Genomic DNA, 26,680 nt, shown 5'->3' with positions numbered 1-26,680 from the left:
CGCGCACGCATACGCCCGAGCATATAGTCCAGCACGCGTGTCACGGCTGGGCCCCAGCTCGCCCTCCGGTCCTTCGGGCCCGCGGACCGAGCGCAGCGACGTCGAGCTCCTCGCCGCCATGACGTGCGGCGACAGCGAGGCCCTCGGCGACCTGCACGACCGCTACGTCGGCCTCCTGCTGGCGACGGCGATCCGGATCCTCGGCCACCGCCGCGAGGCCGAAGACCTCGTGCACGACGTGCTCATGGAGGTCTGGCAGAAGTGCGCCGACTACGACCCCGAGCGGGGCAGCGTGCGCACGTGGCTGCTCGTCCGGCTGCGCAGCCGGGCCCTCGACCGCTGTCGTCGCGCCGGCCGCTTCCGCGTCGAGACCCTCGAGGAGCGCGACCTCGACGACCTCGGCCCGGCCGGCGGCGACGAGCCGGGCCAGCGCCTCGACCACGCTCGCGTGCGCCGCGCACTGCAGGAGTTGCCGCCGGCGCAGCGACAGGTGCTGGAGCTGGCCTACTTCGACGGCCTGTCGGCCACCGAGATCGCCGAGCGGCTCGCCGTTCCGGTCGGCACCGTCAAGTCGCGGACCGCCGCCGGCCTCGCCAAGCTGCGCGCCGCGCTTCATGCTGAGGAGAAGGGGGACCGATGACCGGCCGCGACCGCGATGACCGCCCGGACCTCCCGGAGGACGACCTGAAGGACATGCCCCTTTGGGCAGGCGAGGACGACGAGCCCGCCGCCGCCGTCGCCGAGGCGTTCACCGCCCTCTCGCTGGCCCTGCCGCCGGCCTCCCCGCGGTCCGACGCGCGCGCCCGCCTGCTGGCCGCCGTGGCCGCGCCCGAGGCCCGCTTCGCCCCCTTCGTCGCCCGCCTGGCCCGCCTCGTCGACGTCGCCCACGAGCGCGCCCGCGAGCTGCTGGCCAGCCTGGCCCGCGCCGACGTGTGGCAGACCGTGCTGCCGGACGTCGAGCTGGTGCACCTCAGCGGCGGCCCTGCGACGGCCGGCGCCGACGTCGGCTTCGTCCGGATCGCCGCCGGCGCCACCTTCCCGCACCACCGCCACCTCGGCGACGAGCGCTGCCTCATCCTCCAGGGCGGCTTCGTCGAGGACGACGGCACCGTCACCCGCGCCGGCGCCAGCACCTACCGCCCCGCCGGCACCGCCCACACCCTCACCGCCCTGCCCGGCGAGGACCTCGTCTACGCGGTGGTCGTCTTCGGCGTCGAGTTCCCCGGCCTGCCTCCGCGGCCATGAGCGGCGACCTATTGTGACATCTCAAGGCGAATGCGACCCGCGTCTAATCGCGCTCGAAATCGAGGTCAAAGGTACTCGAACCACGTTTTACGGTCACCGTGATCGCATCGGCATCCGCGATCTCCAACGCGATCGCAGCAAATTCTGACTCGTTGGTAAACGGCAACCCCTCCACCGCGATAATCACATCATCCTCCATGAATCCGAGCGCTGCCGCGAGACCGGTCGGAGCGATGTCATCGAAATACATCCCGACAACTCCGCTCGACTCGACTTTCGGATAAAGCCTCGCCGAGTCGCAGAACAACAGCGTCGGCTCCGCCCCCAGGATATCGATGAGGTCCTGGGACACGATGCAAGTTCCACCGCTACACGAAATCCAGTTCCGCAGATCGAGCACCTCGCATCGAGACTCACTCGCCAGCATCGGATTACCGGTCGTCGGCGGCTCTTCCGTCGTCGTCGGCTCTCCTGTCGTCGTCGTCGTCGACTCTCCTGTCGTCGTCGCCGCCCCGGTAACCGTAGCGCTGGCGTTCTCCGGCTCCGGACAACTCGACTCATAGACGTCCTTCAGGTAGCAAGGAACGTCCGGCGTCTCGAGGATGGCCCAATCGAGATCCATCTCCTCGTCGAATGGGTCACACTTTACATTTATCCATCCTTCCCATCCATCAGCATCCCCGTCCCCATCTCCGTCGTACATCTCAGCACACGCCTCTTGCACGGCAAGAAGCAGGTCATTGCGAAGCGCCTGATATGCAAGGTCCTCCTCGTCGGCCTCCATCATGAGAGCATGATCGGCTTCATCGTAGCATTTCCCCCACTTGACGAAGAACGTATCCTCCAGGTCCGACCCTGGGTCCGTCCGCTTCGCAGACAAGGTCACTTCCCACCGCTTGCCGCTCTTCTGGAAGTTGATGCACTTGTCGGAGATAATGCATGATGCCGAGGTCGAGATGACCCCCGCGCCCACCACCGAACTCAAAGCTCCCAGAACAAGACACGATTTCAGATTCTTCACCGAAGTCACCTTTCGCCTTCTCAAATTCCCTCAACGGGTGCAGCTAGATACCTTCAACCCCGTCACACTCCCGCGCACTCGCAATCACCTCGGCCTGACAGGGGAATGGAGGAGGATCGCCGAACGTCCCGATCTTGCGATCGAGCGCCTCTTTGTACTCGAAGTACTCCGAGCAGGACAGCGTCGACAGACACGCGAAGACTTCAAAATCGGCGCGACAGGCGTCACGAATTGCCTTGAAGTTCGCAGGACACCCCTCGAGGCAATCCTCGAGGGTCTTCCCTTCGGACGCGAAGCCACACTCGAACTGAATCGGGCAGGCCTGCTCGCATACCTCGGCGATCTCGTCCATGGGAACCCTTCGCTCGGTGCACCCCCCAATGCTACTCAGCATACCCCCCAGCAGGAAAAGCACCGTGTAACGCAACTGTGCGTGGGGGACCATGCAGCCATTTCTATCTGGTCCCCCTCGAGGTTTCCACCTGGCAACACGTGTGCGTTCGCACGCGGTTTTCCACGCCCCTATTTTGCCACACACGCTGTTCGGCACGTCAGCCGGATCATGACACGACCTCCGGCTCCAGCCATCTCGGCCGACGCGGCTCCTCCGTTGTCAGCCATCACGCGGCTGCGCATCACTCGCCTCACCGGCTGTTCATCAAGAAGCTCGCGGTGTCGGCGAAGAACCCCCGCAGCGTCGCGGCCGACCCCGGCTCGAGCTGCACCTCGGCGAGCGCGGCATCCATCAGCGCGACCCAGCGATCGCGTGCGCGCTGGTCGAGCTTGAACGGCATGTGCCTGGCCCGCAGCCGCGGATGGCCGCGCTGCGCGATGTAGCGCTGCGGTCCGCCGAAGCGACCGACCAGGAAGTCGCGCAGTCGGGCCTCGGCGCCGGCCATGTCGTGGCGCGGGTACATCGGTCCGAGGATGTCGTCGGCGGACACACGGCGATAAAAGGCCGCTGCCAGCCGCGCAAAGCCCTCCTCGCCGATCCGGGCATAGATCTCGTCCTCGGGCGCCAGCTCGCTCATCGCCGGCGAGTGTGCCACGAGCGCACGTCACTTCACGCGTCGCGCACCGTGAGACAGCGGCGAGCCCGTGCCCGGCGGGCCGATCGCCGTGATGACGGCGACGGACGATGTGAACAAGTTCGCCGCCGCAGCCCCGGAAGTTCGCGGGATCCCGGTGTCCGGGTCCGCCGGGCTCGACCTGTCCCAAGATCCGGGCGCTCGCCCGCGGCGCCCGCCCCGCCTCGCTCCGCGCCGAGTTCTCCCGCCTGCGTCCAGGCCCGTGGTAGCCTGGGGGCCGGTGCAGAGCCTGGCGCAGGACGAAGAGGACACCCTCGAAACGGGCACCCTCGTCGCGACCTACTTCCGCGTGCTCGAGTTCATCGGCCCGGCCAACTTCGGCGACCTGTACCGCGGCGAGCACATCCAGATGGGCAGCCGCTGTGCCGTCCGCGTGCTCAGCCCGCAGTGGAAGAGCCTGATCCGCGGCGAGGAGGACGTCGACCGCTTCCGCCGCATGGCCCGCGCCGCCAGCGACACCTCGCACCCCAACATCGCCCAGGTGTTCGACGGCGGCCGCCTGGCCGACGGTCGCCTGTTCCTCGTCACCGAGCTGCTGGTCGGCCGCAGCCTCTTCGAGGAGATCGCCGAGCGTCGTTACCTCCCGATCCTGCGGGCCGCGCGGATCCTCCGCGACGTCGCCCGGGCCGTGCGCGCCGCCCACAACGCCGGGCAGATCCACCGCGACCTCAAGGCCGAGAACGTCATGCTCGTGCCGCTGCCCGACGGCGACGGCGAGGCCGTGCAGGTGCTCGACTTCGGCATCGCCGCCTGGGCCGAGGCCGAGGCGCGCAAGCAGAACCCCGGCGCCTTCGTCGCCACGCCCGAGTACATGGCCCCCGAGCAGGTGCTGGGCAAGCCCGCCACCCCGCTGTTCGACATCTATGCCATGGGCGTGATGCTGTTCGAGGCCCTCGTCGGCGAGACCCCGTTCTCCGGCAACCCGCAGCACCTGATGAAGGCCAAGGTGTCGCGCCCCGCCCCCTCGCTCGGCGCCAAGCTGCCCGGCATGCCGCGCCGCCTGATCGAGCTGGTCGACGACTGCCTCCACACCGACCCCGGCCTGCGCCCCCAGAGCGCCAACGAGTTCGTGGTCCGGATCGAAGAGATCCTCCGCACGCTGAACCGCACCTCGGGACCGCAGACATGAGCGCGCGGGCCGCCGGGCCCCGCCCCGTGTGCCTGCTACCCCCCTGGACATGCCCCAAGGAGCCTGTCCCGAAGAGCAGCACAGACGGCAGCGATCCGGCCGCCCTCGCGCCTGCTGTCCCTGCGGACAGCCCGGCCCCGCCCTCGCGCCCTCCGGCCGTCGTCGCTGCGCGCTCCCCTCCGGCCGCCCTCGCCCTCGCCGCGCTCCTGTCCCTCGGAGCATGTTCCTCCGCACCTGTCCCGATCGACAGCACCGCCGCGGCCGCCCGCCCGACCGTCGCGCCCGCCCCCGAGTGCCCGAGCTTCGCCGTGGTGCCCAGCCCCGGCACCCTGACGCCGCCGGCGATCGTCGAGGCCTCGGGCCTGGCCGCCAGCCGGCAGAGCCCGGGCGTGCTGTGGACCCACAACGACTCGGACGTCGACGGCCCGCTGGTCTACGCCTTCGCCGCCGCCGACGCCCGCTGGCTCGGCCGCTGGCGCCTCGATGGCGCGGAGGTGCATGACTGGGAGGACATGGCCATCGGGCCAGGCTTGAACGGCGGCGACGCGCTCTACGTCGGCGACATCGGCGACAACCTGCGCCGGCGCGCCGAGGTCGTCGTCTACCGCGTCGCCGAGCCGGCCGTCGACCTCGCCCAGGCCCCGGCCGAGCACCGGCTGACCGACGTCGAGCGGCTCGTCTTCACCTACCCGGGCGGCCAGGCCCACAACGCCGAGACCCTGCTCGTCGACCCTGTCCGCGGGGACATGTGCATCGTCACCAAGCAGCGCGGCGACTCGCTGCTGTTCTGCGCCGACGCGCCGCTGACCTCCGGCGCGCTCACGGCCGCCGGTCGCCTCGACGTCGCCAGCCTCGTCACCGGCGGCGCCGTCAGCAGCGACGGCACCCTCGTCGCCGCGCGCACCTACCTCGACGCCCGCCTGTGGCGCCGCGACCCGGCGCGCCCGCTCGCCGAGGCCTTCCGCGGCCCCGACTGCGACATCCCGCTCGCCCTCGAGCGCCAGGGCGAGGCCTTCACCTTCGCCGCCGACGGCCGCGGCTACTACACCGTCAGCGAGGGCCTCGCCCCGACCTTGCACGCCTACGCGCCCGGCTGACCGCGGCCCGGGCCACAAGCCCGAAAGGACATGTCCCCCAGGACACCTCGTCTCGCCCCCGGTCACGCGCCGGTCTTCAAGGACATGTCCCCCCGGACACCTCGACGCAATCACGCCTCACCAGTACACGATCGCGATCTGCTGGACCACCCCGGCCTCGGCGACGCTGAACTTCGCGTCGCGGTACTTCGGCGGCCCGAACCGCCCCTTGGCGTTGTTCGACGTGCCGTAGCCCTCCTTGGGGATCCCCACCCACGTCGTGTCCATCTTGTTGTTGCCGTTCTCGTCGTGCACCACCGCGAACGCGTACTCGCCCGGCGGCACCTCCAGGTCGACGCGCGCCCGGCCGTTCGACACCTTCGCCACCGCGGTCTTCCACGCCTTGTTCGGGTCGCCCGGGAAGCCCTCCGCCCCGCGAAACACCGCCACCAGCACCTGCCCCTCCGCGTTGCGGAACCCGTGCATGCGGATCGACAGCACGCCGGCCGGCGCCGGAGCAGCGGGCTCCGGAGCGAGCGCGAGGGTGAGCGCGATCAGAGTTTGTGTCAGCATTGCCGTCCTCGCTCGCGAGCAGTCCGCCTCGCCCCACGCGGTTGCAGGGCGCCGCAGCTCGCAGTATACAACCTTCGCGAAGAGTTGCCGCCAACCTTTCGCAAGGCCTCGACCCTGCAGCCTGCTCTGTGAGTACGACCGGACGATACCGCATCCAGTCGGTGGCCGAGATGACCGGCGTCTCCGCGGCCACCTTGCGCGCGTGGGAGCGGCGTTACGGCCTGCCTGCGCCGCGCCGCTCGTCTTCGGCCTACCGGCTCTACAGCGATCGCGACGTCGAGCGCATCCGTCGCGTGCGCGAGTTGTGCGAGGCGGGCATGGCGCCGTCGGAGGCCGCGCGCAGCGTCCTCGCCACCGACGAGGAGAGCGCCGAGGCCGCCCGCGTCGAGGCCGACAACGACGAGCTCGCCGTGCAGCGGATCCTCGACGCCGTCGACCACTTCGACCCCGACCGCATCGAGGCCGCCGTCAAGAGCTCGCTGTTCCTCGGCCCGGCCGTCACGTTGTTCGAGCGCGTGTTCCGGCCGGCGCTGATCCAGATCGGCGAGCGCTGGGCCGCCGGCCAGATCAGCGTCGCGCAGGAGCACCTGGCCGCCGAGATCCTCGGCAACACGATGCGCTTCCTGCTGCGCCTCGTGCAGCCCGAGCGCGCGCGCCGGCAGGTCGTGCTCGCCTGCTTCGCCGACGAGGAGCACACCGGCCCGCTCTACGGCGTCGGCCTGCGCCTCGCCACGTGGAGCATCAAGTCGATCGTCCTCGGCGCCCGCACGCCCCCCGACGCCGTGCGTCACATGATCGACGAGCTGCGCCCCGACCTCGTCGGCCTGTCGGCCACCGTCACGCCGAGCCACGAGCGCGCGCTCGCCCTCCTCGACGGCTACGCCGACGCCTGCGGCCCGACCCCGTGGATCGTCGGCGGCCTCGCGTCCGAGTCGATGCGCGAGCCCCTCGTCGCGCGCGGCGGCCACGTCGCGCCGACCACCAAGGAGCGCCTGCACGAGCTCATCGACACCCTCTGCCCGCTCGACTCGAGCGCCGCGGACTGACGCGATCGCCGTCGTCGCGCTGTCGCATGCGTCGCGCGCTCGCGCGACCTCAGCCTCGCGTCCTCGTCTCCGCCGACGACCTCGCGCACTCGTCCGTGCTTCCCCTTTGACAACGCCGGCGTGGCGCGTCAAAACCGCTCGACGATGTCGCCGCGCCGCACCGCCCCCGCCCTGATCGTCGCCCTCGCGCTGGCCTGCACTCGCGCCGGCGAGAGCACCCCGCCGCCGGTCGACGTCCCGCCGCCCGAGCCGCCGCCGGTGGTCGCCGAGCTCGCCCCCGAACCCGAGCCCGAGGCCCCACCCGAGCCGCCGCCGCCGCCCGCGCCCACCCTCGACCTCCTGGCCACCGCCAGCGAGGCCGGCGGCCTCACCACCTTCCTCTCGGCCGTCGACGTCGCCGGCCTGCGCGAGACCCTGCAGGGCCCCGGCCCCTTCACGATCTTCGCCCCGAGCGACGAGGCCTTCGCCGCCCTGCCCAAGGGCGAGCTCGACCGCCTGCTCAAGAACAAGAAGAAGCTCGCCGCCCTGCTGCAGCACCACGTCGTCGCCGGCCCGCCGCTGCCCGCGTCGGCCTACCCCTCGGCCGCCGCCTCCGAGCCGGCCGCACCCGAGACGCCGGCGCCGACCGTCACCACCCTGGCCGGCGCCCCGCTGCCCCCGCTGCCCCCGCTGGCCCGCGCCGACCTCCAGACCACCAACGGCGTCCTCCACATCATCGACGTCGTCCTGCCCGCCCCCGGCAAGGCCAAGCCCGCCGCCAAGCCGGCGGAGAAGCCGGCCCCGTGACCGAGCCCGATCCGCCTGACCTTCAGGGCATGGTCCTGGCGCCCTGTGCTTTCAGACATGCTCCGAGGGGCATGCCCGAAAGCACCTGAAAGACGGACGCGCGACGCCCGCTCACGGCAAGGCGCAGACCCCGACGTTCTCCAGCCCGGACGGGGCCTCGCCGGGTTCGTAGAAGGCCCGGCACTGCTGACCGAGGCCGGGGCAGCTGGGGCTGCTCAGGTCACAAAAGGGCGAGCAGCATCCCGGACCATCGACGCCGATGACGCACTCCTCGGCCACTTCACCGGCGACGCAGCTCAGGCCGGGCGCGCATTGCCAGTGGTCGCCGCAGCCCTCGAAGAGCTGATTGGCGGGCAGGTCGTGGATCTCCAGACAGACAAAGCCTGGCCCGCCGGCGTACACGCAGCTGTCCCCGGCGGGGCAGTCCTGCACCAGCGGATCGCAGCGCGGGATGCACAGCGGGATCTCGCTGTAGCCGAGGCACACCGAGCCGACGTCGCAGAGCGGCTCGCCGGCGCTGCCCTGGCACATCACGGCGCAGGTGCCGGTGCTGGTCTGCGGATCGACGTCGTCGCAGAACAGGCCGATGTCGCAGGTGTCGGGCCCGAAGTGGCCCTCGACGAGCACCTGGCACGGCTCGCCGGCCTGATCCGGCTCGGCGACGATCGGCGAGCAGGTGATGCTCTCGCTGTCGAGGGGAGGCGGACCCTCGGCCGTGCACTTGAAGCCGCTCGGGCAGTCCTGCGCATAGACGTCGCACGCGGGCGGCGGCCCCGGCGGGACGATGAAGACCGCCTCGGTGCCGCCGTCGCAGGTCGTGCAAGTGTCGTCCGGATCTGGCGGGACGACGAAGACCGCCTCGGTGGCGCTGTCGCAGGTCGTGCAGGTGTCGCCCGGGTCGCCGATCGAGCCGTCGCTGTCGGTCGATGACACCGGTGACGGGCCCGACTCCGAGGCTTCGCCGGAGATCCCGCCGGAGATGATCGGATCGAGGATCCCCGGCACGCAACCCGCGAGGGCGAGGGCGAGGGCGAGGGCGAGTGGTAGTCGCGGTGAGCGATGCATATGCAGGAGGTCGTGGGAGCGACCTCGGACGGCTCAACTATTTTCGCGCACGGCTGGCTCGCCTGCCCTCAGGGACAGGTCCGCGTCACGGCACGTTCGCCAGCTCGGTCTCGCCGCGGCGGACCCGGCGCCAGTGCAGCACCGCCGGCAACGTCCCGAGCACGCACATCCCGGCGGCGATCAGGAAGTGGTCGGTGTAGCCGAAATTGGCGGCGGAGAAGCCGGACAGCGACGCTCCGACCCCGGTGGCCAGCACCACCACGCTGGCCTGGATCGTGTAGTCGGTCCCGGCGGTGCGCGGGCGCGAGGCGTCCATCATCATCGTGAACAGCGCCGCCGTCGCCATCCCGCTGGCGAAGTGTTCGAAGGTGCACAGCGCGTACAGCACCCAGCCGTCGCGCCAGCCCGCGGCCGCGATCGCGTACGAGGCGACCGCCAGCGCCTGCACCGCCGCGAACACGAACAGGCAGCGCCAGCGGCCGAAGCTGGTGACGAACGCCCCGCCGACCATCGCCCCGACCAGGCCGGCGATGAACCCCGCGGTGCCGGTGAGCCAGCCGATGTCGGCCAGGCCGAGGCCGACGTCGATGAAGAACGGCCGCAGCATGCCGACCCCGAACGCCTCGCCGAGCTTGAACGCCGCGATCGCGATCAGCCACGAGCCCATCCCGGGGCGGCGGAAGAACTCGGCGAACACCGCCAGCCCGGGCCGCTCCTGCACCTCCGGCGGCGGCTCGCGGAACCCCGCGATCGGCAGCGTCGTGAGCGCGATCGCCCCGGCCATGCACTGGCACACCCGGGCCCAGCCGAGCCACGGGTACAGGATCAGCAGCACACCCCCGCACAGGATCATCCCCAAACGGTAGGCCGCGACCTGCACCCCGTTGCCGAGCCCGCGCTCCTGCGGGGCCAGGATCGTCACCGCCAGCCCGTCGGTCGCGATGTCCTGCGTCGACGCCAGGAAGTTGAGCACCAGCACCCCGAGCAGCATCGCCTGCAGGTCGACGCTCGGCTCGACCAGCGACAGCGCCAGCAGCGTGACCACCGTCAGCAGCTGCAGCGGCACGATCCAGCTGCGCCGGTGGCCGAAGCGCGACGAGCCGTGGCGGTCGACCAGCGGCGCCCACGCGAACTTCAGCGCCCACGGCAGCGCCAGCAGCGACGCCAGCCCCACGCCCTCGAGCGACACGCCCTGCTCGCGCAGCATCGCCGGCAGGAACTGCGAGAAGAACCCGTACGGCATGCCCTGCGCCAGGTAGAGCGAGGCGAGCAGCGCGAGCTTGCCGGCGGGCGTCATCGACCGGCGCACGATAGCGCACCGCGCCCGCCGCCGCACCCGCGCTCGCGACGCGCGCGTCACGGTGCGTCCGCGTGTTCGCGGCGCGGTCGTGGTGTCTCGAGTCACATGTCCTTTGAGTCATACAGGCGCCCGCCCCGGTGGACCCGCGCTTGACGCTCGCGCGCGGCCCGGCGTAGCGTGCCTCGATGATGACTCGCGTTTACGCCTTGCCTTGCACGCTCGTCCTCGCGCTCGCCGGTTGTGGCGACGACGGACGTCCGGCCGACGACGGCACCGCCACGCTCCCGACCTCGACCCAGCCGGGCCTGACCGAGCCCACGGGCACCACCGGCGAGCCGACCGGCACGACCGCCCCGACCACGACCGCCCCGACCACCAGCACCACCACGGGCGGCCAGGGCACCGGTCAGGCCGGCGAGCCGTGCGGCATCAGCAGCGAGTGCGCGTCCGGCCTCGTGTGCGCCGGCGGCGAGTGTGCCCCGACCGACGGCGAGTGTCAGACCGACGACGACTGCAGCGGCGACACCTACTGCTGCGCCGACAGCTGTCTCCCGCCCGGCGAGGGCCCGCCGGTGTGCATCCCGTACGGCTTCGATCCCTACCCCTGGGGTCAGGACGAGTGCGTCGGCGACGTCACCATCGGCCTGTTCGAGCCGGCCGTGCAGTGCGAGTGGACCGAGCCGCCGCCCGGCGATCCCTACCCCGGCCACAAGTCGGTGCTCACCACCCCGCTGATCTTCGACCTCCCGCACGGTCAGAACGTCGAGTTCCCGCAGGCCGAGATCGTCATCGTCACCTACAACTACACCGACGGCGGCGAGCCGTCCGGCTGGGGCTCCGACCCCAACTACTTCGGCGTCATCCGGATCCTCGACGGCACCACCTGCGAGTTGATCGAGACGATCGACGATCCCGCCAACCGCATCATCGCCGCCAGCCCGCCGGCGATCGGCGACATCGACGGCGACGGCAAGGCCGAGATCGTCACCCACCGCGCCGTGTCCGGCACGATCGCGTTCACCTGGGACGACGCGACCAAGAAGTACGTCACCAAGTGGGTCGCCGCCGGCAGCGACTTCAGCATGACCACGCGCTGGGACGGCCCCTCGCTGCACGACCTCGACGACGACGGCGTCGCCGAGGTCATCACCGGCAGCGAGGTCTACGACGGCGCCACCGGCACGCGGCTCAACCCCGGCCAGGTCGTCACCGGCGCCGGCGCCAACCGCTTCTCCGTGATCGGCGACCTCGACCAGGACGGCGCCGCCGAGCTGATCGGCGCCGGCGTGTGGCGCTGGAACGTCGGCACCAACGTGTGGGAGATGGCCTATCCCGGCGACCCCGACGGCGGCTCGCACTACGGCTTCGCCGACTTCGGCACCCCCGGCGCCGACCCGGCCAGCTTCAACGCCACCGCGCTCGACGGCCGCGCCGAGATCGTCAGCGTCACCGGCGGCCTCGTCGAGCTCTACACCCTCGAGGGTCAGCTGATCTTCGCCGCCACCACCGACCTCGGGAGCGGCGGCCCGCCGACCATCGGCGACTTCGACAACGACGGCTTCCCCGAGATCGCCAGCGCCGGCGGCAAGGCCTTCAGCATCTACGACCTCGACTGCAAGGACGCGATGACGCCCGGCTGCGTCGCCCCGTGGATCCGCTGGTCGCAGCCGTCGCAGGACGCCTCGTCGCAGAACACCGGCTCGTCGATCTTCGACTTCGAGGGCGACGGCGCTGCCGAGGCCGTCTACGCCGACGAGTGCTTCCTCCGCGTCTACGAGGGCGCCACCGGCGAGGTGCTCTACTCGACCTTCCGCACCTCGTGCACCTGGTACGAGAACCCCGTGGTCGGCGACCCCGACTACGACCAGAACACGGAGATCCTGGTCGGCTCGAACGACAACTGCGGGGTGATCTGCCCCGACGTCGACCCGATCCACCGCGGCCTGCGCTGCGAGACCGGCGAGGAGTGCGGCGAGCCGTTCATCTGCGACGCCGGCTTCTGCCGCTGCAGCGACAACACCCAGTGCGTCTCCGGCCACGTCTGCACCGAGCCGCTGGCCGGCACCCCGGGCGCGGGCAACGTGTGTCGGGCGTTCCACCCGCCGGGCGTCGGCCTCACCGGTCTGCGTGTCCTTCGGGACAGGCTCGACCGCTGGGCCTCCTCGCGCCCGCTGTGGAACCAGCACGCCTACTCGGTCACCAACATCGACGACGACGGCGGCGTCCCGCAGACCTCGCAGTGGCAGCCGAACTTCACCCAGCCCGACCTCAACAACTACCGCCAGAACCGCCAGGGCGACACGCCGCCGGCCGCGCTGCCGGACATCACCGGCAAGCTCGGCGACCAGACCTGCATGGGCAAGGGCGGCGAGGTCGTCCTGACCAGCACCGTCTGCAACCGCGGCAAGAAGGCCGTCGGCGCCAACCTGCCCGCGACCTTCTACCTCGGCGACCCGGCCGACGGCGTCGTCCTGTGCGTCGCCTACACCGCCGAGCCGGTCCCGGTCGAGGAGTGCCGCGAGGTCTCGTGCACCATCGACGACACGGTCAACGGCACCGTCACCGTCGTCGTCGACGACGACGGGCAGGGCGGCGAGTTCGCGCTCGAGTGCTTCGAGAACAACAACAGCGACGCCATCCAGATCAAGGACTGCAGCCCGGTCGGCTGAGCACCGCCGCGCGTGAGGCCGCGCCGCCGAGGCGCGGCGCGTCGGTCGTTCGCTTCCAGGCCGGCTACTGAGCCGGTTCATGGCGGACCCCGGGCTTCTCGGGGTAGAGCTGGGCGCAGCGGGCGATCGCGCCGGGGTCGACCTCCGGTAGCGAGATCTGCGGCGGCGTCGCGAACGACGGCGACGAGAAGTCGAACATGTCCCACGGAGCCAGCGCGTTGGCGTCGCGGGCCGTCAGCGCCGGCAGCACGAAGCGCGCCTCGATGAAGCGCAGGATCGACGTGTGGTCGTAGACCTCGTGGCTCACGTAATGCTTCCTGGCGAACGGCGAGATCACCATCATCGGCACCCGCACCCCGAGCTGGTCGAACTTGCCCGGCCGGTCGTGCGGCTGCAGCTCGGGCGCGTGCGCGTCGGGCGGGCAGGCGCGCGGCGGGGCCACGTGGTCGAACAGCCCGCCGTGCTCGTCGTAGGCGAAGAACAGCGCCGAGCTCGACCAGTTCGGGCTCGTCATCAGCGCCGAGACCACCTCGGCGACGAACCGCTGACCCAGCTGGGGCACCGACGGCGGGTGCTCCCACGTCGCCATCGCCTCCGGCGCGTCGAACGTCGCGTTGACGAACGCCACCGCCGGCAGCTGCCCGGCCTTCGCGTCGGCGAAGTACTGCGCGATCGGCCGCCGCTGCGTCTCCGGGTCGGGCAAGAGCCCGGTCAAGAAGTCGCCCAGCCCGCCGGTGTCGCTGAAGTACACCTTGAAGGTGACCCCGCGCGTCACCAGGTGGTCGAAGATCGTCGCCTCCGGCTTGAAGTTGACGTTGACGGTGCGCCCGTACGACGAGCCGGCGTACAGGTACATCCGGTTCGGCCACGTCGGCCCCGGCACCGAGGAGAAGTAGCGGTCGGCCAGCGCGAACTCGTTGGCCAGCCAGTAGTAGAACGGCAGGTCGGTGTCGTCGTAGTAGCCGAGCGCCCGCTCGCCCCGGAGCGTCTCGTCGATCACGTCGTCGCCCTTGCCCTCGTTGCTGGTGACGAACCCGTCCATCTCGCCGCCGCCGATCTGCTCGTGCGTCGCGTCCCACGAGTGGTCGGTGCCGCCGAAGCACGGCTGCGTCTGGTGGTAGATCGCCACCGGCGCGCCCTCGGGCCCCGGATTGGTGAAGTCCGCCGGCGCCACGTCGGCCTCCGGTTGCCCGCGCTGCGGCAGCATCTGGAAGTAGTGGTCGAACGAGCGGTTCTCCTGCATGAGCACGACGATGTGATCGATGGGGATCTGCTCGCCGCTCGGGTACGCGTTGCCCTGCGTCTCGGCCGGCAGCGCGCCCGCCTCGTAGGCGCAGCGGTCGCGGCTGGCCTTCGCCTCGGCGTCGCCCGGCGGCGTCACCGGTCGGTCCCAGTTCATCTCCGTCTCGCCCGCCGTCGCCTCGCCTGCTCCGGGCGCGCCCGCGCAGCCCGCCATCGCCAGCAGCGCTCCGATCGATGCTCTCCGTGCCATGCCCTGCTCCCTGTCCGCGATACGGCCTGCCGTCCGCGGCGTGCCGGGTAGCACGCGCGACCCCACGCGCGTCCTCGCATCGGGGAGCCGGGCCCAGGCGCCCGCACACGCGCGCCTCACCGCCCACGAGCGCCCGCGGGCGCAGCTTCCGCCGGTAGCTCAACCACCGGATGTCCATCAAGACATGTTCTTAATCACATGTCCCATCGAACATGCCTTGAAGGACATTAAAGCTCGACGCCGCCGCTCGCCCGCTCATCGCGCGCGTCGACGCCGGCCCAGCCCCACGAGGCCGAGGCCGAGCAGCGCGGCGGGCAACCCCGGCGCGTCCGTGTCGGCCATGCACGCGCAGCCTGCCTGGGAAGTGTCGCCGCCGGGCGCCCCGCCGTCGCTGTCGGTCCCGGTACCCGCGTCGTCGCCGGTCATGCTCTCGCCCGGCACGCCGCTCGTCGGCCCGTCCGTCGTCGGCCCGCCCGTCGGTCCGCTCGTCGGAGTGACCGTCGTCGGCCCCCACGACGGGTCGGGCGAGGTCGCGCCGGTCGTCGGCTCGCCCGTCGTCGCGGTCGTCGACGTCGCCGGCCCGCCGGTCGTGTCCGATCCGGCATTCGTCGTCGCCTCCGTCTCGCCGTCCGTCTCGGTCTCCGGCTGCGGCAATGGGTCCGGCTCGCCGACCTCGCCGCCGTCGAGCCCGCCGCAGTGCAACCCCCCACAGCACGGGTCGATCACCGTCACGTCCATCACCTCGGCGTACAGGTGCTCGAGCACCTCGGACAGCGCCTCGAGCAGCTCGACCTGCGAGTCGGCGGCGAAGAAGTCGAGCGCGCCGCCCGAGCCCCACGCCGCCATCATCGTCAGTTGCTCGACCGCCTCGGGTTCTTCGGCCAGCTCGCCGAGGCCCACCACGTACGTGCGGACCCCGTCGGCGAACAGCTGCGTCAGCGCGGCCTCGACCGCCGCGTCGTCCGAGTCGTAGGTGCCGTCCATGATCAGCACGTTGTAGAACCGGGTCTGTGCGTCGCACGCCTGCGCCGCTTCCGGCTGGGCGCAGCTCGCCTTGTACGCGTCGAGGTTCTCTCGCACCAGCTCGAGCCCGAGGTGGACGAACGCGCCCGAGCCCGCGCACGCGCCCGGCTTCTGCGGGTCGACGTCGCAGCGCGGCATGTGGCTGTGCACCGTCGTCGTCGGGCCGGGGTGCATGATCTCGTCGGTCTGGAAGCTCCACGAGATCGGCGGCCCGCCCCACGGGTCCACGCACCCCGGCGCCTCGCACGACGTCTCGGGGTCGAGCGCCCAGTCGAGCGTGTGATGACGACACGGCGCGTAGTCGACGACGATCTTCTGCTCCGCCGGCGCGTCCCCGCCGAACACCGCCGCGCCGACGAGCGCCCACGTCTCCATGTCGATCGAGCCGGCGAACAGGGAATTCGTCCCCTGGGACAGGATGTCGCCGATCCCGCCGTTCCGCAGCAGATCCCAGCGCGTCTCGCCCATCGCCCCGTGCACGCTGTCGCCCATCACGTTGAGCATCGACGACGAGCCGTCGAGGAGGAACATGATCCGCGGGATCGCCGGGTCACAGTCCGGCACGAAGACGTCGTTGATCTTGGCCTGCACGAACAACTTCAACGCGTCGACGAACGCCTGCGGCTCGCCGTCGAACGCGTGATCCGTCCCGCCGACCGCCGCCAGCGCGTCGGCCTGGGCCTTGCCCGCCGCGTCGCCGACCGACAGCACGTAGGCCGGGATCGCCAGGTCGTTCCACATGTCCTGAGCGACAGGTACCGGATCGGCCGCCGGCGGCTGCAGCACCTGCGTGTCCTCCGGGTCGCTCCACACGCCCTGCGTGATCACGATCAGCGCCCGCTCGCGCGCCTCGGGTCCGACCTCCTGCGGGTGATCGGCCGCCACCGCCGCGAACAGCGACTGCGCCCGCGTCAGCGCCCCGGCCGTCCACGACCCGATCCCCGCCGGCGCCCCGTCCAGCGGCGGGGGCATCGCCGCCAGCGCGGCCAGCACCGCCTGGCCGTTGCACTCGAAGTAGTTCTTGTTCGGCGCCAGCTCGTCGTACCAGCCGACGTCGAGCTTCTGCCCGTCGACCAGCCCGCTCGCGTCACCGGCGATCGTCGTCCCCGGCTGGTCGATGTCCGGGTCGTGGCCGAAGCGCATCAGCGCCAGCAGCACGTTGCCCTGGAGGTAGCCGTTGTCGGTCTCGACGATCAGCTCCACCGCCTCGACGGCTCGCTCCCAGCGCGTGGTGTCGGCGTCGAACGCCGCGTTCATCGCCGTCGAGTAGTCGAGCGCGATCAGGAGCAGCGGCTTGTTGAAGGTGCACTGGCCCTCCTCGGTACACACCGGGGCCGCGCGCGAGGGCTCGACGCCGCCGACCAGCGCCAGTCCGACCCCCGCGAGGCTCCCGAGCTGCAGTCCGATGCGCTTCCACGGGCGCGACGTCTTCGTCATGACCTCGATGGAGCCCGCGCCGGCCCATCCCGTCAATTCACCGCAAATTCGCGCATCTCGCCGCCGCGCTGTGCGCCGCGTACCGGGGGCCGAATTTCACCGCATCGCCGGACGCTCGTCGTTCCGTCGCCGCCCTCACTGGCACGATCCACACACCACGCGCTCGCTCGATCTGACACCGCTGCGATCGACCCGTCCGGTCGACGCCGTGATTCACCGCGACCTGCACGACGTTCGTCGCGGTCGCAGCCCGCTCACGAAGCGTTCTGCTCGACCGCGGCCCGCAGCGCCGACACCGAGGCCGTGCGCAGGTACACCACCTTGGTGTCGTCGGTGACGAGGTCTTTGATCTGATCGCGGAGCGCGTGCGACACCATGCCGACCATGACGACGACGAGCGCGATCTTGCCGGCGCCGTGGCGCACGCCCGGGGGGATCCGCTGCTCGAAGTGGCGCAAGGAGCAACCGAACCGCTGCGCGACCTCGCGATAGCGGCTCGACATCCCGCCGTGTCCGCCCACCACCACGACCGTCGACTCGCTCGCCTCTTTTTTCTCCTGCTTGGTAGCCATGCCCCCTGGTTGTGCAACGCCCGGGCCAACCTCGAATTGCGCCGGAAGGCCGCCAGATACCCCCTGCGCCCTATTCCCAACTTTTTTCCCTTGCCAATTTGGCACGCGCCTCGACGGCTCGGTGCCACGCGAGGATGGGCTACCTTGCGGCGACATGCGTCTCCGCTCGCGCGTCGCGCTCCTCGCCCTCGTTCTCGCCGCCTGCGACGGCGGATACAAGCCTCCGCCGCGCCCTCCCGCTCCGCCTCCGACGACCCCGCAGCCGCAGCCTCGGCCGCGTCCCCAGCCGCAGCAGCCCCCACCTCCCCCAGCGGACCCTGCCGTCGCCGTGTCCGCCCACGGCGAGCACGCCTGCGTCCGCCGCAAGTCGGGCGCGGTCGCGTGTTGGGGCAAGAACAGCGACGGCCAGCTCGGCGACGGCGGCCGGGCCGACCTCCCGCGGGCCACGCTCGTACCTGGTCTTACGGGCATGTCCGAAGTGGCAGCCGGCGGCAACTTCACGTGCGCGCGCAAGCCCGGCGGCCAGGTGCTGTGCTGGGGGAACAACGAGGACGGCCAGCTCGGCGACGGCGCCGGCGCCAGGCCGGGCGCGCGCAGCACCAGCCCCGTGGCCGTGGCCGGCCTCGCCGACGCCGTCGAGATCGCCGCGGGGGCCGCCCACGCGTGCGCGCGGCGCAGGGCCGGCGGCGCGGTCTGCTGGGGCCTCGGCGAGAACGGCCAGCTCGGCACCCAGGCCGACCGCTCGGCCCGACCCGTAGCTGTCCCGGGGACCAGCCGCGCTGTCCAGCTGGCCGCCGGCGACGCCCACACCTGCGCCCGCACCGACGCCGGCAGCGTGCTCTGCTGGGGCCGCAACACCGAGGGCCAGCTCGGCGACAACCTCCACGCCGGCCGCTCCACGCCCAAGCCCGTGCCCGGCCTCGGCGACGCCGTCGACCTCGTCGCCGGCGGCAAGCACACCTGCGCCCGCCGCAAGACCGGCGCCGTGGTCTGCTGGGGACACAACCAGGACGGCCAGCTCGGCGACGGCACCGCCGGCACCTTCGCCCAGCGCACCCCCGTGACCGTCGCCGGCCTGACGGGCCCGCTCGAGCTGGCCGCCGGCGGCGCCCACACCTGCGCGAGAGTACAGGGCGAAAAGGTCATGTGCTGGGGGTCAGGTCGCAACGGACAGGTCGACGGCGGCGCCGCCTCGCGCCCGCGCCCCGCCCCCGTCCCCGGCCTGACCGACGCCGTCGGCCTCGCCCTCGGCGCCGCCCACTCGTGCGCCCTGCAGGCCAGCGGCAACGTCACCTGCTGGGGCAGCGACGAGCACCGCGCGCTCGGCCCTCGGCGACTGCCCTGAAGGACATGCTCTCAAGGCCATGCTCTGAAGGCCATGCCTCCGACGCCATGCCCTCGATGACAGAGCGCTACGCGACCACGCCGGCCGCCTGGACCGTGAACTCGCGCGCGCTGCGGAACACCACGTCGAACACCGGCAGCCCCCTCGCCAGGACCGACAGCGTGGCCGCTTGCTGGATCTCCGCCAGGCGGCGGATGTCCTTGCGGAGGATCCCGTACTCCGCCTCGCCGAGCGGCAGCAGCTCCGGGTGGGTCGTGAAGTAGCGGGCCACCTGCTCGCGCATGAAGTCGGCGACCTGGGGGTGGTTGACGAACATCTGCACCCCGGCCGTGCCGCACGCCGGCGAGATCAGCGGCACGCGGGTGAACGCCCACACGCCCTGCTCGAGGCGCACGTTGACGACCGCGCCCTCCTCGTGGCCGCCGCCGAGGATCACCAGGTCGAGCTCGACCGCGCCGTTCCAGCGCATCGTGAACAGCGCGCGCAGGAACTCCTCGACCACCGCGCGGCGGATCAGGTAGCGCTCCGGGTGCTGCAGCATCAGGCGCAGGTGGCCGCAGCCGACGTTGCCGGGGGTGATGACGTGGCGCAGCACCAGCGGTCTGAGCGCCTCGGGCGGGCTGTCGAGGAACGCGCGCCACTCCTTGGGCCCCGAGGAGGTCGGCGGCAACCGGTCCGTGAGCTCAGGGTCGGCGCGCATCGCCCGGATCAGGTTGTTGCCGGCGGTGGTGTCGGAGTGGATGTAGAAGTGGCCGAACGTCTCGACGTAGCCCTCGAGCAGCGCCGCGATCCGCTCGAGCGGCACCGGCTGGCCGGTCACGCGCTCGACCGAGGCCAGCGCCAGCAGGAACTCGCCGGCGTCGCCGCCGGGGGTCCCGACCACCGCGTGGTCGTCGCGGCCGTCGACGCACGACGTCTTGCTGTGCAGCATCAGCGCCGCCATCTTGACCCACCGGACCCGCTGCGCGTCGCCGATATGGGCCTCGATCTGCGCCTGCGTCAGCGGCCCCTCGGGCTCGCCGGTCTCGATCGGCGCCGGCGCCGGGACGGGGGCCTGGCGCAGGATCGCCTCGTCGCGCATCGTCGCGAACCCGAACTTGCGCCACGCCGTGATCCCGCCGTCCATCACCGCGACGTACTCCATGCCGAGGCACTCGAGCGACTGCGCGGCCTGAGCCGCCCGCGGCCCGCCGTTGCGCGACACCAGCACGATCGGCGTGCCGGGCGGCCAGCGGGTCGGCGCCTCGTGGATCCGCGCCAGCGGCAGCCACACGCTGCCCGGCACGTAGCCGAGCGCTCCGGTCAGCTCCTCGCCCTCGCGCACGTCGATCAGCTGGACCGCGCGGCCCTGGCGGCCGACGAACTCGACCGGCAACAGCGGCGTGCCGTCCGGCGTGGTCCACAGCTGTCCGAGCCAGTTGAGCTTGACCAGCCGCTCGTGGACCGGCAGCGTCAACAGCTCGGCCGAGGTGACCGCCTTCGGGTCTGTCCGTTTCAACCTGTCCCTCCACACATGTCTATTCGATCATCTCGTCGTCACGGCCGCGCGGCGGCGGCGGGCCGCAGCACCAGGAACCAGTAGGGCAGCGGCAGGAGCACGCAGCCGGCGGTGAGCGCCACGATCTCGGCGCCCGAGCCGGCGATCATCAATAGCACGACCGCGAGGCCGATCGCCGCGGTCCACGGGCCGCGGCGGCGCTGGGCGGGGGTGAAGCGTTCGGGCTCGCGCCGCATCAGCACCATCTGAGCCGCGCAGGCGGCCCCGACCGCGACCAGCGCGGTGGCGGTCGAGAGCAGGGCGATGAAGTTGTAGATCTCGAGCGTCGTGCCGCTGAAGTAGAGCCCGACCAGCGCGCCCGACAGCACCGCGGTGAGCACCAGCGCGCGGGTGGGCGTGCCGAAGCGCGGGTGCAGCACCGCCAGGGCGCGCGGGGCCAGCCCGTCGCGCGCGGTCGCGTGGGCCATGCGGCTGGTCACCAGCACCCAGCCGTTCAAGATGCCCGCGACCGACACCAGCGCGCCGATCGTCACCAGCGTCGCCGCGGTCGCCCCGAAGTGGTGGGCCGCGACGTCGGCGAGCGGGCTGGCGCTCTTGGCCAGCAGCCCGGCCGGCACCGCCAGGCTGAGCGAGCCGAGCACCAGCAGGTAGACCGCGCAGGTCAGCGAGAAGCCGATGTACACCGACCTGCGGATCGTGCGACCGGCCCCGCGGATCTCCTCGGCCGGCACGGTGACCGACTCCATGCCGACGAACAACCACGACACCAGCGACACCGCCGGCAGCAGCGAGCCCCAACCCCTGGGCGCGAACGGCTGCACGTGCTCGAGCGACGCCAGCGGCCACAACGCGACGCTGAGCAGCACCAGCGGCGTCAGCTTGCAGATCGTCGTGATCACCTGGATCGCCCCGCCGGCGCGCACCCCGAGCGCGTTCGTCAGCGTCAGCGCCCACAGCAGCGCCTGGCTGACCGCGAACGCGACCAGCGGGTCGCCCGCGGCCGGCCACAGCACCGCGAGGTAGCCGACGAACGCGGTCAAGAACGCCGCGTTGCCGATCACCGCGCACAGCCAGTACAGAAACCCGACCTCGAGCCCGACGAGGTCGCCGAAGGCGCGGCGGGCGAACGCCTGCAGCCCGCCGGACACCGGGTAGGCCCCGCCGAGGTCGGCGAACACCGCGGTGAGGCACAGGTAGCCGGCCGCGTTGATCGCCCAGGCCACCAGCCCGAGCGGGCCTGCCGTCTCGGCCAGGCTCGACGGGATCACGTAGATCCCCGAGCCGATCATGTTGCCGACCACGAGCGCGGTGGTGGCCACGAGCCCGAGCCCGCGGACCATCCCGGAACGTTCGGGCCCGTCGCCCGCGCGCGCGTGGCTCACGGTCACCCGATCGGCCGCAGGCGGCTCATGAGCGGCTCGACCTGCTTGCTCAGGCCCTGGTCCTTCGAGCGGCGTACCAGGCTGCCGGCGGTGAACAGCGCGAAGCTGACGTAGTCGTAGAGCAGCTCCTTGAGCTGGCGCTCGATGTTGGCGCCGGCGAACAGGGCGCGGGCGTTGTCGACCACGCGCTGGGCCTCGAACGCGCCCTTCTCGGCCGGACCGGCGCGGGAGAACAGCTGCTCGTAGGTCGGGTCGACGAAGCTGGCCAGGTTGTTGCGCAGGATCGTGCCCTTGCCGAACGAGTCGGCCTCCTGGTGGATCTGCTGCAGCACCGCGTTGGCGGTCTCGACCACCTCGAGCGGCCCGCCGCGCATGCGCGGCTTCTGCATCGTCACGTGCTTCGACTGGATCAGCTGGAACAGCTGCTTGGTGGTCTGGAACTCGCCGAGGCCGAGCACCCGGCCGAGCTCGATCACGCTGAGCACGCCGTCGATCTGCTCGTAGACCGCGCGGAACTCCTTGGGCGGCTCGGTGCGGCCCTCGGCGCGCTCGGGCACGTAGTCGCCGCTCGGCACCCGCTGGCGGAAGTAGCGCATCTCGTCCATGCGCGTGACCCCGTCCATCAACAGGTTGTTGAGGTTGAGCGACTGGTGGAACGGGATCGCCTCGTCGTCGAAGCCGTCGAGGAAGCAGAACATGCCGTCGCTGACCTGCATCGACGCCAGGACGATCTCCTCGGCCTGCTTGCCGAGGTAGTGATAGACCTGCGAGTGGTTGGAGATCCCGAGCTCGACGGCCATGTCGCCGAAGCGCAGGCCGGACTCCTTCTGCTTGTCGAGCGTGTGGCGCAGCTGGAACTCGTCGATCGCGCCGAAGCGGTACATGATCTTGCCGAACCGCTCCTCGTCGACGTCGCTGGTGGCGCACACCGCGTTGCCCGAGTCGATGAAGATGCTGCGGACGTGCTCGCCGTCGCGGACCGTCAGCTCGCCGCGCCAGTTGGCCTGGGCGATCAGCGCGATGACGTCGCACATCGTGCCGGGGTGCGTGATCTCGCCGGCCAGCCTGACGATCGCGCCGTCCTCCTCGTCGCGCCGGCCGTCCTGGCCGGTATAGCGCATGAACACCACGTGGTTCGGCGTCGGCATCAGCCGGTACGCGCCCGCGCGGGCGCGCATCTGCGTGCTCGCGTGGTCGCCGTGCGGCTGCGCCACGCCTCGCTCATCGATGAAGACCAGGTCGTCTTGCGGCTTGCGCATGCGCTGCGCGGACCTGTGTCCGCGTTCTCCGCCTGCTTGGTATCAAACGCCCTCTTGCACCGCAAGCGGCCTCGGGCCCCGGCGCGGCGCGGCGACCGGCGCCGGGCGCCATGGAGACAGCGTTCTGCGAGCTCGCGTCGGCCCGCGCACGGGCCCTCAGTCGAGGCGGAACGTGAACAGCACCGTGTCCTGCGGCTCCTCGACGCCGCCGACGGCCGCGTACAGGCGCATCGCCGGCGTGTTGGAGCGCTCGGTCGCCACCCACGCGACGCGGCAGCCGAGCTGCTGCCCGAGCGCCAGCGTCGCCCGCAGCAGCGCCTGGCCGAGGCCCTGGCCGCGGTGCGACGAGGCCACGCCGACCTCGTTGATCCACAGCTCCGGGTCGGCCTTGTCGGGGTGGAGGTAGTCGACCGCGGAGACCATGCCGACGACCAGCCCGTCCTCGACTGCGACCACCAGGTGGTGGTGCGGGTCGGCCAGGAACTCGCGCGCGCGCGCCGGCACGACCGGGTCGTCGAACACGTCCGCGGCCACGCGGCCCAGCAGGTCGGCCTCGTCGACCCCGAGCGTCCTGATCTCCGTCGTCATGCTGCCCCTTGCGACATGTCCTAGAAGACAGCCACGGAGCCGGCCCAGGTGAAGCCGGCGCCGAAGGCGGCCATCAGCACGCGCGAGCCGGGGCCGATCTTGCCGGCGCGCCAGGACTCGCTGATCCCGATCGGGATGGTGGCGGCGGTGGTGTTGCCGTAGCGCTCGATGTTGTGGACGACGCGGTCGTCGGGGATCCCGAGCTTGGCGGCGACCAGTTGGTTGATGCGCATGTTGGCCTGGTGCGGCACGAACAGGTCGATGTCGGCCATCGTCAGGCCGGCGCCGCGGACCACCGAGTGGGCCACCTCGGGCATCTTCTCGGTGGCCCAGCGGAACACCTGCTTGCCGTTCATGCGCGGGAAGTGGCGGCCCTCGTCGAGCATCTCCGGCGTCAGGCGCGGGATGTACATGCTGGCCGGGGCCTCGACCCACAGCTCCTGGGCGCCGACGCCGTCGGCGTGGAGCTCGACGTTGCGCACGCCCTGCTCGTCGCGGGTCGCCTCGCCGACCAGCACCACGCCGGCGCCGTCGCCGAACAGCACCGCGACGTCGCGGCCGCGCTCGTTGAACTCCATCCCGGTCGAGTGGACCTCGGCGCCGGCGACGAGCACGTTCTTGTACACGCCGGCGCGGACCCACGCGTCGGCGACCGAGAGGCTGTAGAGGAAGCCGGAGCACTGGTTGCGCACGTCGAGCGCCGGCACGCCGGGGATCCCCAGCTTGTGGGCGAGGAAGCAGCCCGAGCCGGGGAAGTTCACGTCGGGGCTCAGGGTGGCGAAGATCACCGCGTCGACGTCCTTCACGTCGCGGCCCGCCTGCTCGAGCGCCATCTTCGCCGCGGGCAGCGCCAGGTCGCTGGCGCCGATGCCGGTGCGCTCGATGAAGCGGCGCTCGCGGATCCCCGTGCGCTGGTGGATCCACTCGTCGCTGGTCGGCATCAACTTCGCCAGATCGTCGTTCGTCACGACCCGCGACGGGACATAGTGGCCGGAGCCCAGAATAGCGGCGCGCTTCGTCATCGTCGGCATGGTGCCAGGCGCGCCGCGGCGTTCAAGCCTGAAACCCCTTGCGCACCCACTTGCAGGCCGGCGCACGCGACTTCGCAGGGCCAGCGCACGCGTGCGAGGTTACGAGCGTGCGAGGTTGCGAGCGTGCGAGGTTGCGAGCGTGCCCGCGACCTCGGGCGATTGGGAGGCGGCAAAAAGACCGAGACCGAGCGGGCTCTGCAGCCGGCTCGGTCTCGTGTGCTTCGGGTTGTCTTCCCGCGGTGGAGGCGAGGGGGTTCGAACCCCTGACCTTTGCGCTGCCAGCGCAATGCTCTCCCAGCTGAGCTACGCCCCCGTGCGTTTGGTGGGCGGAGTGTGTAACTCCGATACCCCGCGGTCGTCAAGCCCCTTCGCGTGAGCGCACTCCCATGGCGGTCGCGGCGACGGGTTGCGGCTCGGGGTTGGCGCGGAGTAAACCGCATCAAGTCGCTCTTGACCGGCAATCAAACGCCGGCCTTGCGGGTCCGAACACACGCGGCCCGCGCCGGCCTCCGGCCCGCTGCCGTCCCGGACCTCCGGCCCTGATCGACTCCCCGGGCCTCCAGCCCTGATCGACTCCCCGGGCCTCCGGCCCTGATCGACTCCCGGACCTGCCGGTCCCCCTGATTCGAGCGAACCACTTCGGGCGAAACCACCGCGATGGATCTCAAGGAACTCTTCGAACAGGGCGGGCCCCTGATGTGGGCCATCTTGGCCGCCTCGATCGTCGGGGTCGGCATCTTCTTCGAGCGGCTGTGGTCGACGCAGCGATCGAAGGTGCTCCCGCGGGCGTTCGTCGACCGGATCCGGGCGCTCGTCGCCAAGGGCAAGGTCAACGAGGCGCTGCTGCTGTGCGAGGAGAACGCCTCCTCGATCGCGCTCGTCATCGCCTCCGCGCTCCGCTCGTTCGAGCACAGCACCACCCGGGCCGACGTCAAGGAGGCCGTCGAGGAGGTCGGGGCCCGCGAGATCGCCCACATGGACCGCAACGTCGAGATCGTCGGCACCATCGCCGCGATCTCGCCGCTGCTCGGCCTGCTCGGCACCGTCGTCGGCATGATCCAGGTGTTCCGCAACTTCGTCGAGGCCTACGCCTCCGGCGCGGTCGGCCCCGACACCTTCGCCCAGGGCATCTGGCAGGCGCTCATCACCACCGCCTACGGCCTCACCGTGGCGATCCCCATGCTGGTCCTCTACCGCGTCCTGCTCGACCGCACCAACAAGCTGGTGCTCGAGATGGAGGAGGACGCGATGGCGATCGTCAACCTGCTCGAGGACGGCCGCCGCGCCGCCAAGGCCCGCCCCGCCGAGCCCAAGTCGGCGCCCGCCGAGGTGGGCGCGTGAACTTCCGCGGCAAGCACGGGCGCAAGCGGCCCAGCAACGCGCTGGTCGACCTGACGCCGCTCATCGACGTCACCTTCCAGCTGCTCATCTTCTTCCTGCTGACCGCCACGTTCAACACCGACTCCGCCTTCAAGGTCAAGCTGCCCAAGGCCTCGAGCAACGAGCCCGCCAGCGAGTCCAAGGCCCTCGTCGTCGAGATCAGCGAGGACGGCCGCTTCGAGGTCGACCGCGTCGTCGTCGACGACCGCGAGCTGCAGATGCGCCTGTGCAACGCCGCCAAGGACAAGAGCGTGTCCACGGTCAACATCAAGGCCGACCAGAACACGCGCCACGAGAAGGTCGTCCAGGCCATGGACGTCGCCAAGCTGTGCGGCATCGAGAAGCTCGGCATCCTCCACCGCCACTGAGCGCGAGCCCCGGTCGCGGCGCTATCGCGCCCACGGCGGCGTGAACGGCTCCCCGCCCGCGTGCAGCAGCGCCTGGCCGCCGACGGGCAGGCAGACCACCGCCTCGAGCGGCTCCGGCCCGCGCGCCGCGAGCGAGAAGCGGACCCCGGGCGGCAGCACCAGTGTCGAGCCGGGCCCCAGCGGATGCGCCTCGCCGTCGAGACGCGCGACCCCGTGACTGCGGGCTCGACGCACCCGCGCGGTCTGAAGCGCCGTTCGTCACTGCACGGGTGCGCAGCATCGCGCACCCGGACCGCGCCTTGCGCCG

General features: G+C 71.4%; 25 protein-coding genes and 1 tRNA gene. 10 read left to right on the top strand and 16 right to left on the bottom strand.

What is annotated here, in order from left to right; all coding sequences use genetic code 11:
• The first annotated feature begins 37 nt into the window (after window positions 1–37).
• Window positions 38–640 (top strand): sigma-70 family RNA polymerase sigma factor, encoded by a 603-nt coding sequence (locus K7C98_RS30380; protein WP_224195303.1) that lies wholly within the window; start codon window positions 38–40, stop codon window positions 638–640.
• A 53-nt stretch (window positions 641–693) separates the two neighbouring features.
• The gene (locus tag K7C98_RS30375) at window positions 694–1,245 is read left to right on the top strand and encodes a cupin domain-containing protein (RefSeq protein ID WP_224195302.1); all 552 of its coding nucleotides are present in this window, start codon (window positions 694–696) and stop codon (window positions 1,243–1,245) included.
• Window positions 1,246–1,288: 43 nt separating this feature from the next.
• Here the strand turns inward: K7C98_RS30375 and K7C98_RS30370 are convergent, their stop codons facing one another.
• The 3 genes from K7C98_RS30370 to K7C98_RS30360 all read right to left on the bottom strand — a co-directional run bounded on the left by K7C98_RS30370 (window position 1,289) and on the right by K7C98_RS30360 (window position 3,315).
• A complete protein-coding gene (locus tag K7C98_RS30370; RefSeq protein WP_224195301.1) occupies window positions 1,289–2,266 on the bottom strand; it encodes a PDZ domain-containing protein in 978 nt (325 codons plus the stop codon).
• A 43-nt stretch (window positions 2,267–2,309) separates the two neighbouring features.
• Window positions 2,310–2,618 (bottom strand): hypothetical protein, encoded by a 309-nt coding sequence (locus K7C98_RS30365; RefSeq protein ID WP_224195300.1) that lies wholly within the window; start codon window positions 2,616–2,618, stop codon window positions 2,310–2,312.
• Window positions 2,619–2,910: 292 nt separating this feature from the next.
• A complete protein-coding gene (locus tag K7C98_RS30360) occupies window positions 2,911–3,315 on the bottom strand; it encodes a cyanoglobin (RefSeq protein ID WP_224195299.1) in 405 nt (134 codons plus the stop codon).
• Window positions 3,316–3,574: 259 nt separating this feature from the next.
• Here K7C98_RS30360 and K7C98_RS30355 point away from each other — a divergent pair, with 259 nt between their 5' ends.
• Complete coding sequence (locus K7C98_RS30355; protein WP_224195298.1) at window positions 3,575–4,483, top strand: serine/threonine-protein kinase; 909 nt, start codon at window positions 3,575–3,577, stop codon at window positions 4,481–4,483.
• Complete coding sequence (locus K7C98_RS30350) at window positions 4,480–5,580, top strand: hypothetical protein (RefSeq protein WP_224195297.1); 1,101 nt, start codon at window positions 4,480–4,482, stop codon at window positions 5,578–5,580. The genes K7C98_RS30355 and K7C98_RS30350 overlap by 4 nt, the downstream gene beginning before the upstream one ends.
• A 117-nt stretch (window positions 5,581–5,697) precedes the next feature.
• Here the strand turns inward: K7C98_RS30350 and K7C98_RS30345 are convergent, their stop codons facing one another.
• Window positions 5,698–6,132 carry a DUF2141 domain-containing protein gene (locus tag K7C98_RS30345; protein WP_224195296.1) on the bottom strand — a complete coding sequence of 145 codons (435 nt, stop codon included), beginning with the start codon at window positions 6,130–6,132 and terminating at the stop codon, window positions 5,698–5,700.
• A gap of 128 nt (window positions 6,133–6,260) precedes the next feature.
• Here K7C98_RS30345 and K7C98_RS30340 point away from each other — a divergent pair, with 128 nt between their 5' ends.
• Window positions 6,261–7,178, top strand: a complete 918-nt coding sequence (locus K7C98_RS30340; protein WP_224195295.1) for a MerR family transcriptional regulator — start codon at window positions 6,261–6,263, stop codon at window positions 7,176–7,178.
• Between the two features lie 144 nt (window positions 7,179–7,322).
• On the top strand, window positions 7,323–7,964 hold the full coding sequence (locus K7C98_RS30335; RefSeq protein WP_224195294.1) for a fasciclin domain-containing protein: 642 nt from the start codon (window positions 7,323–7,325) through the stop codon (window positions 7,962–7,964).
• Window positions 7,965–8,075: 111 nt separating this feature from the next.
• Here K7C98_RS30335 and K7C98_RS30330 read toward each other — a convergent pair whose 3' ends face one another.
• Window positions 8,076–9,029 carry a hypothetical protein gene (locus K7C98_RS30330; protein ID WP_224195293.1) on the bottom strand — a complete coding sequence of 318 codons (954 nt, stop codon included), beginning with the start codon at window positions 9,027–9,029 and terminating at the stop codon, window positions 8,076–8,078.
• Window positions 9,030–9,114: 85 nt separating this feature from the next.
• Window positions 9,115–10,326, bottom strand: coding sequence for an MFS transporter (locus tag K7C98_RS30325; protein WP_224195292.1), 1,212 nt, complete (start codon window positions 10,324–10,326; stop codon window positions 9,115–9,117).
• A gap of 188 nt (window positions 10,327–10,514) precedes the next feature.
• Between K7C98_RS30325 and K7C98_RS30320 the strand changes: the two genes are divergently transcribed.
• Entirely contained in the window at window positions 10,515–12,998 is a 2,484-nt protein-coding gene (locus K7C98_RS30320; RefSeq protein WP_224195291.1) for an FG-GAP repeat domain-containing protein, read from the top strand.
• Window positions 12,999–13,062: 64 nt separating this feature from the next.
• Here K7C98_RS30320 and K7C98_RS30315 read toward each other — a convergent pair whose 3' ends face one another.
• The 3 genes from K7C98_RS30315 to K7C98_RS30305 all read right to left on the bottom strand — a co-directional run bounded on the left by K7C98_RS30315 (window position 13,063) and on the right by K7C98_RS30305 (window position 17,522).
• Window positions 13,063–14,490, bottom strand: coding sequence for a phospholipase C (locus K7C98_RS30315; RefSeq protein WP_224195290.1), 1,428 nt, complete (start codon window positions 14,488–14,490; stop codon window positions 13,063–13,065).
• Window positions 14,491–14,745: 255 nt separating this feature from the next.
• Window positions 14,746–16,950 (bottom strand): hypothetical protein, encoded by a 2,205-nt coding sequence (locus K7C98_RS30310; RefSeq protein ID WP_224195289.1) that lies wholly within the window; start codon window positions 16,948–16,950, stop codon window positions 14,746–14,748.
• Window positions 16,951–17,204: 254 nt separating this feature from the next.
• Window positions 17,205–17,522 (bottom strand): DUF2325 domain-containing protein, encoded by a 318-nt coding sequence (locus K7C98_RS30305; RefSeq protein ID WP_224195288.1) that lies wholly within the window; start codon window positions 17,520–17,522, stop codon window positions 17,205–17,207.
• A gap of 328 nt (window positions 17,523–17,850) precedes the next feature.
• Here K7C98_RS30305 and K7C98_RS30300 point away from each other — a divergent pair, with 328 nt between their 5' ends.
• Window positions 17,851–18,867, top strand: coding sequence for an RCC1 domain-containing protein (locus K7C98_RS30300; protein ID WP_346660312.1), 1,017 nt, complete (start codon window positions 17,851–17,853; stop codon window positions 18,865–18,867).
• Between the two features lie 67 nt (window positions 18,868–18,934).
• On the opposite strand, the gene K7C98_RS30295 is transcribed toward K7C98_RS30300, so the two are convergent.
• The 6 genes from K7C98_RS30295 to K7C98_RS30270 form a co-directional block, all read right to left on the bottom strand.
• The gene (locus tag K7C98_RS30295) at window positions 18,935–20,365 is read right to left on the bottom strand and encodes a rhodanese-like domain-containing protein (protein WP_224195286.1); all 1,431 of its coding nucleotides are present in this window, start codon (window positions 20,363–20,365) and stop codon (window positions 18,935–18,937) included.
• 38 nt (window positions 20,366–20,403) lie between these two features.
• Window positions 20,404–21,705 (bottom strand): APC family permease, encoded by a 1,302-nt coding sequence (locus tag K7C98_RS30290; RefSeq protein ID WP_224195285.1) that lies wholly within the window; start codon window positions 21,703–21,705, stop codon window positions 20,404–20,406.
• A 44-nt stretch (window positions 21,706–21,749) separates the two neighbouring features.
• Complete coding sequence (locus tag K7C98_RS30285; protein WP_224195284.1) at window positions 21,750–23,006, bottom strand: DUF4388 domain-containing protein; 1,257 nt, start codon at window positions 23,004–23,006, stop codon at window positions 21,750–21,752.
• Window positions 23,007–23,162: 156 nt separating this feature from the next.
• Window positions 23,163–23,594: a GNAT family N-acetyltransferase gene (locus K7C98_RS30280; protein WP_224195283.1), complete on the bottom strand. Its 432-nt coding sequence runs from the start codon at window positions 23,592–23,594 to the stop codon at window positions 23,163–23,165.
• 20 nt (window positions 23,595–23,614) lie between these two features.
• Entirely contained in the window at window positions 23,615–24,616 is a 1,002-nt protein-coding gene (locus K7C98_RS30275) for a 3-oxoacyl-ACP synthase III family protein (RefSeq protein WP_224195282.1), read from the bottom strand.
• A 249-nt stretch (window positions 24,617–24,865) separates the two neighbouring features.
• Window positions 24,866–24,938: transfer RNA gene (locus K7C98_RS30270), tRNA-Ala, on the bottom strand.
• Window positions 24,939–25,282: 344 nt separating this feature from the next.
• On the opposite strand from K7C98_RS30270, the gene K7C98_RS30265 reads away from it, so the two are divergent.
• Window positions 25,283–25,966, top strand: coding sequence for a MotA/TolQ/ExbB proton channel family protein (locus K7C98_RS30265; RefSeq protein ID WP_224195281.1), 684 nt, complete (start codon window positions 25,283–25,285; stop codon window positions 25,964–25,966).
• The gene (locus K7C98_RS30260; protein WP_224195280.1) at window positions 25,963–26,373 is read left to right on the top strand and encodes an ExbD/TolR family protein; all 411 of its coding nucleotides are present in this window, start codon (window positions 25,963–25,965) and stop codon (window positions 26,371–26,373) included. The genes K7C98_RS30265 and K7C98_RS30260 overlap by 4 nt, the downstream gene beginning before the upstream one ends.
• 21 nt (window positions 26,374–26,394) lie before the next feature.
• Here the strand turns inward: K7C98_RS30260 and K7C98_RS30255 are convergent, their stop codons facing one another.
• Window positions 26,395–26,607, bottom strand: coding sequence for a hypothetical protein (locus tag K7C98_RS30255; protein WP_224195279.1), 213 nt, complete (start codon window positions 26,605–26,607; stop codon window positions 26,395–26,397).
• Window positions 26,608–26,680 lie beyond the last annotated feature (73 nt).

The organism is Nannocystis pusilla, from assembly GCF_020073745.1.
Lineage (GTDB): Bacteria > Myxococcota_A > Polyangia > Nannocystales > Nannocystaceae > Nannocystis > Nannocystis radixulma.
This window is presented reverse-complemented; position numbering and strand designations above follow the sequence as displayed.

Coding starts and splice junctions, on each gene's coding strand:
- K7C98_RS30290 (WP_224195285.1), bottom strand. CDS start 21,705: ATGGTCCGCGGGCTCGGGCTCGTGGCCACCACCGCGCTCGTGGTCGGC.
- K7C98_RS30350 (WP_224195297.1), top strand. CDS start 4,480: ATGAGCGCGCGGGCCGCCGGGCCCCGCCCCGTGTGCCTGCTACCCCCC.
- K7C98_RS30325 (WP_224195292.1), bottom strand. CDS start 10,326: ATGACGCCCGCCGGCAAGCTCGCGCTGCTCGCCTCGCTCTACCTGGCG.
- K7C98_RS30265 (WP_224195281.1), top strand. CDS start 25,283: ATGGATCTCAAGGAACTCTTCGAACAGGGCGGGCCCCTGATGTGGGCC.
- K7C98_RS30335 (WP_224195294.1), top strand. CDS start 7,323: ATGTCGCCGCGCCGCACCGCCCCCGCCCTGATCGTCGCCCTCGCGCTG.
- K7C98_RS30365 (WP_224195300.1), bottom strand. CDS start 2,618: ATGGACGAGATCGCCGAGGTATGCGAGCAGGCCTGCCCGATTCAGTTC.
- K7C98_RS30330 (WP_224195293.1), bottom strand. CDS start 9,029: ATGCATCGCTCACCGCGACTACCACTCGCCCTCGCCCTCGCCCTCGCC.
- K7C98_RS30305 (WP_224195288.1), bottom strand. CDS start 17,522: ATGGCTACCAAGCAGGAGAAAAAAGAGGCGAGCGAGTCGACGGTCGTG.
- K7C98_RS30285 (WP_224195284.1), bottom strand. CDS start 23,006: ATGCGCAAGCCGCAAGACGACCTGGTCTTCATCGATGAGCGAGGCGTG.
- K7C98_RS30315 (WP_224195290.1), bottom strand. CDS start 14,490: ATGGCACGGAGAGCATCGATCGGAGCGCTGCTGGCGATGGCGGGCTGC.
- K7C98_RS30275 (WP_224195282.1), bottom strand. CDS start 24,616: ATGACGAAGCGCGCCGCTATTCTGGGCTCCGGCCACTATGTCCCGTCG.
- K7C98_RS30375 (WP_224195302.1), top strand. CDS start 694: ATGCCCCTTTGGGCAGGCGAGGACGACGAGCCCGCCGCCGCCGTCGCC.
- K7C98_RS30280 (WP_224195283.1), bottom strand. CDS start 23,594: ATGACGACGGAGATCAGGACGCTCGGGGTCGACGAGGCCGACCTGCTG.
- K7C98_RS30320 (WP_224195291.1), top strand. CDS start 10,515: ATGATGACTCGCGTTTACGCCTTGCCTTGCACGCTCGTCCTCGCGCTC.
- K7C98_RS30345 (WP_224195296.1), bottom strand. CDS start 6,132: ATGCTGACACAAACTCTGATCGCGCTCACCCTCGCGCTCGCTCCGGAG.
- K7C98_RS30310 (WP_224195289.1), bottom strand. CDS start 16,950: ATGACGAAGACGTCGCGCCCGTGGAAGCGCATCGGACTGCAGCTCGGG.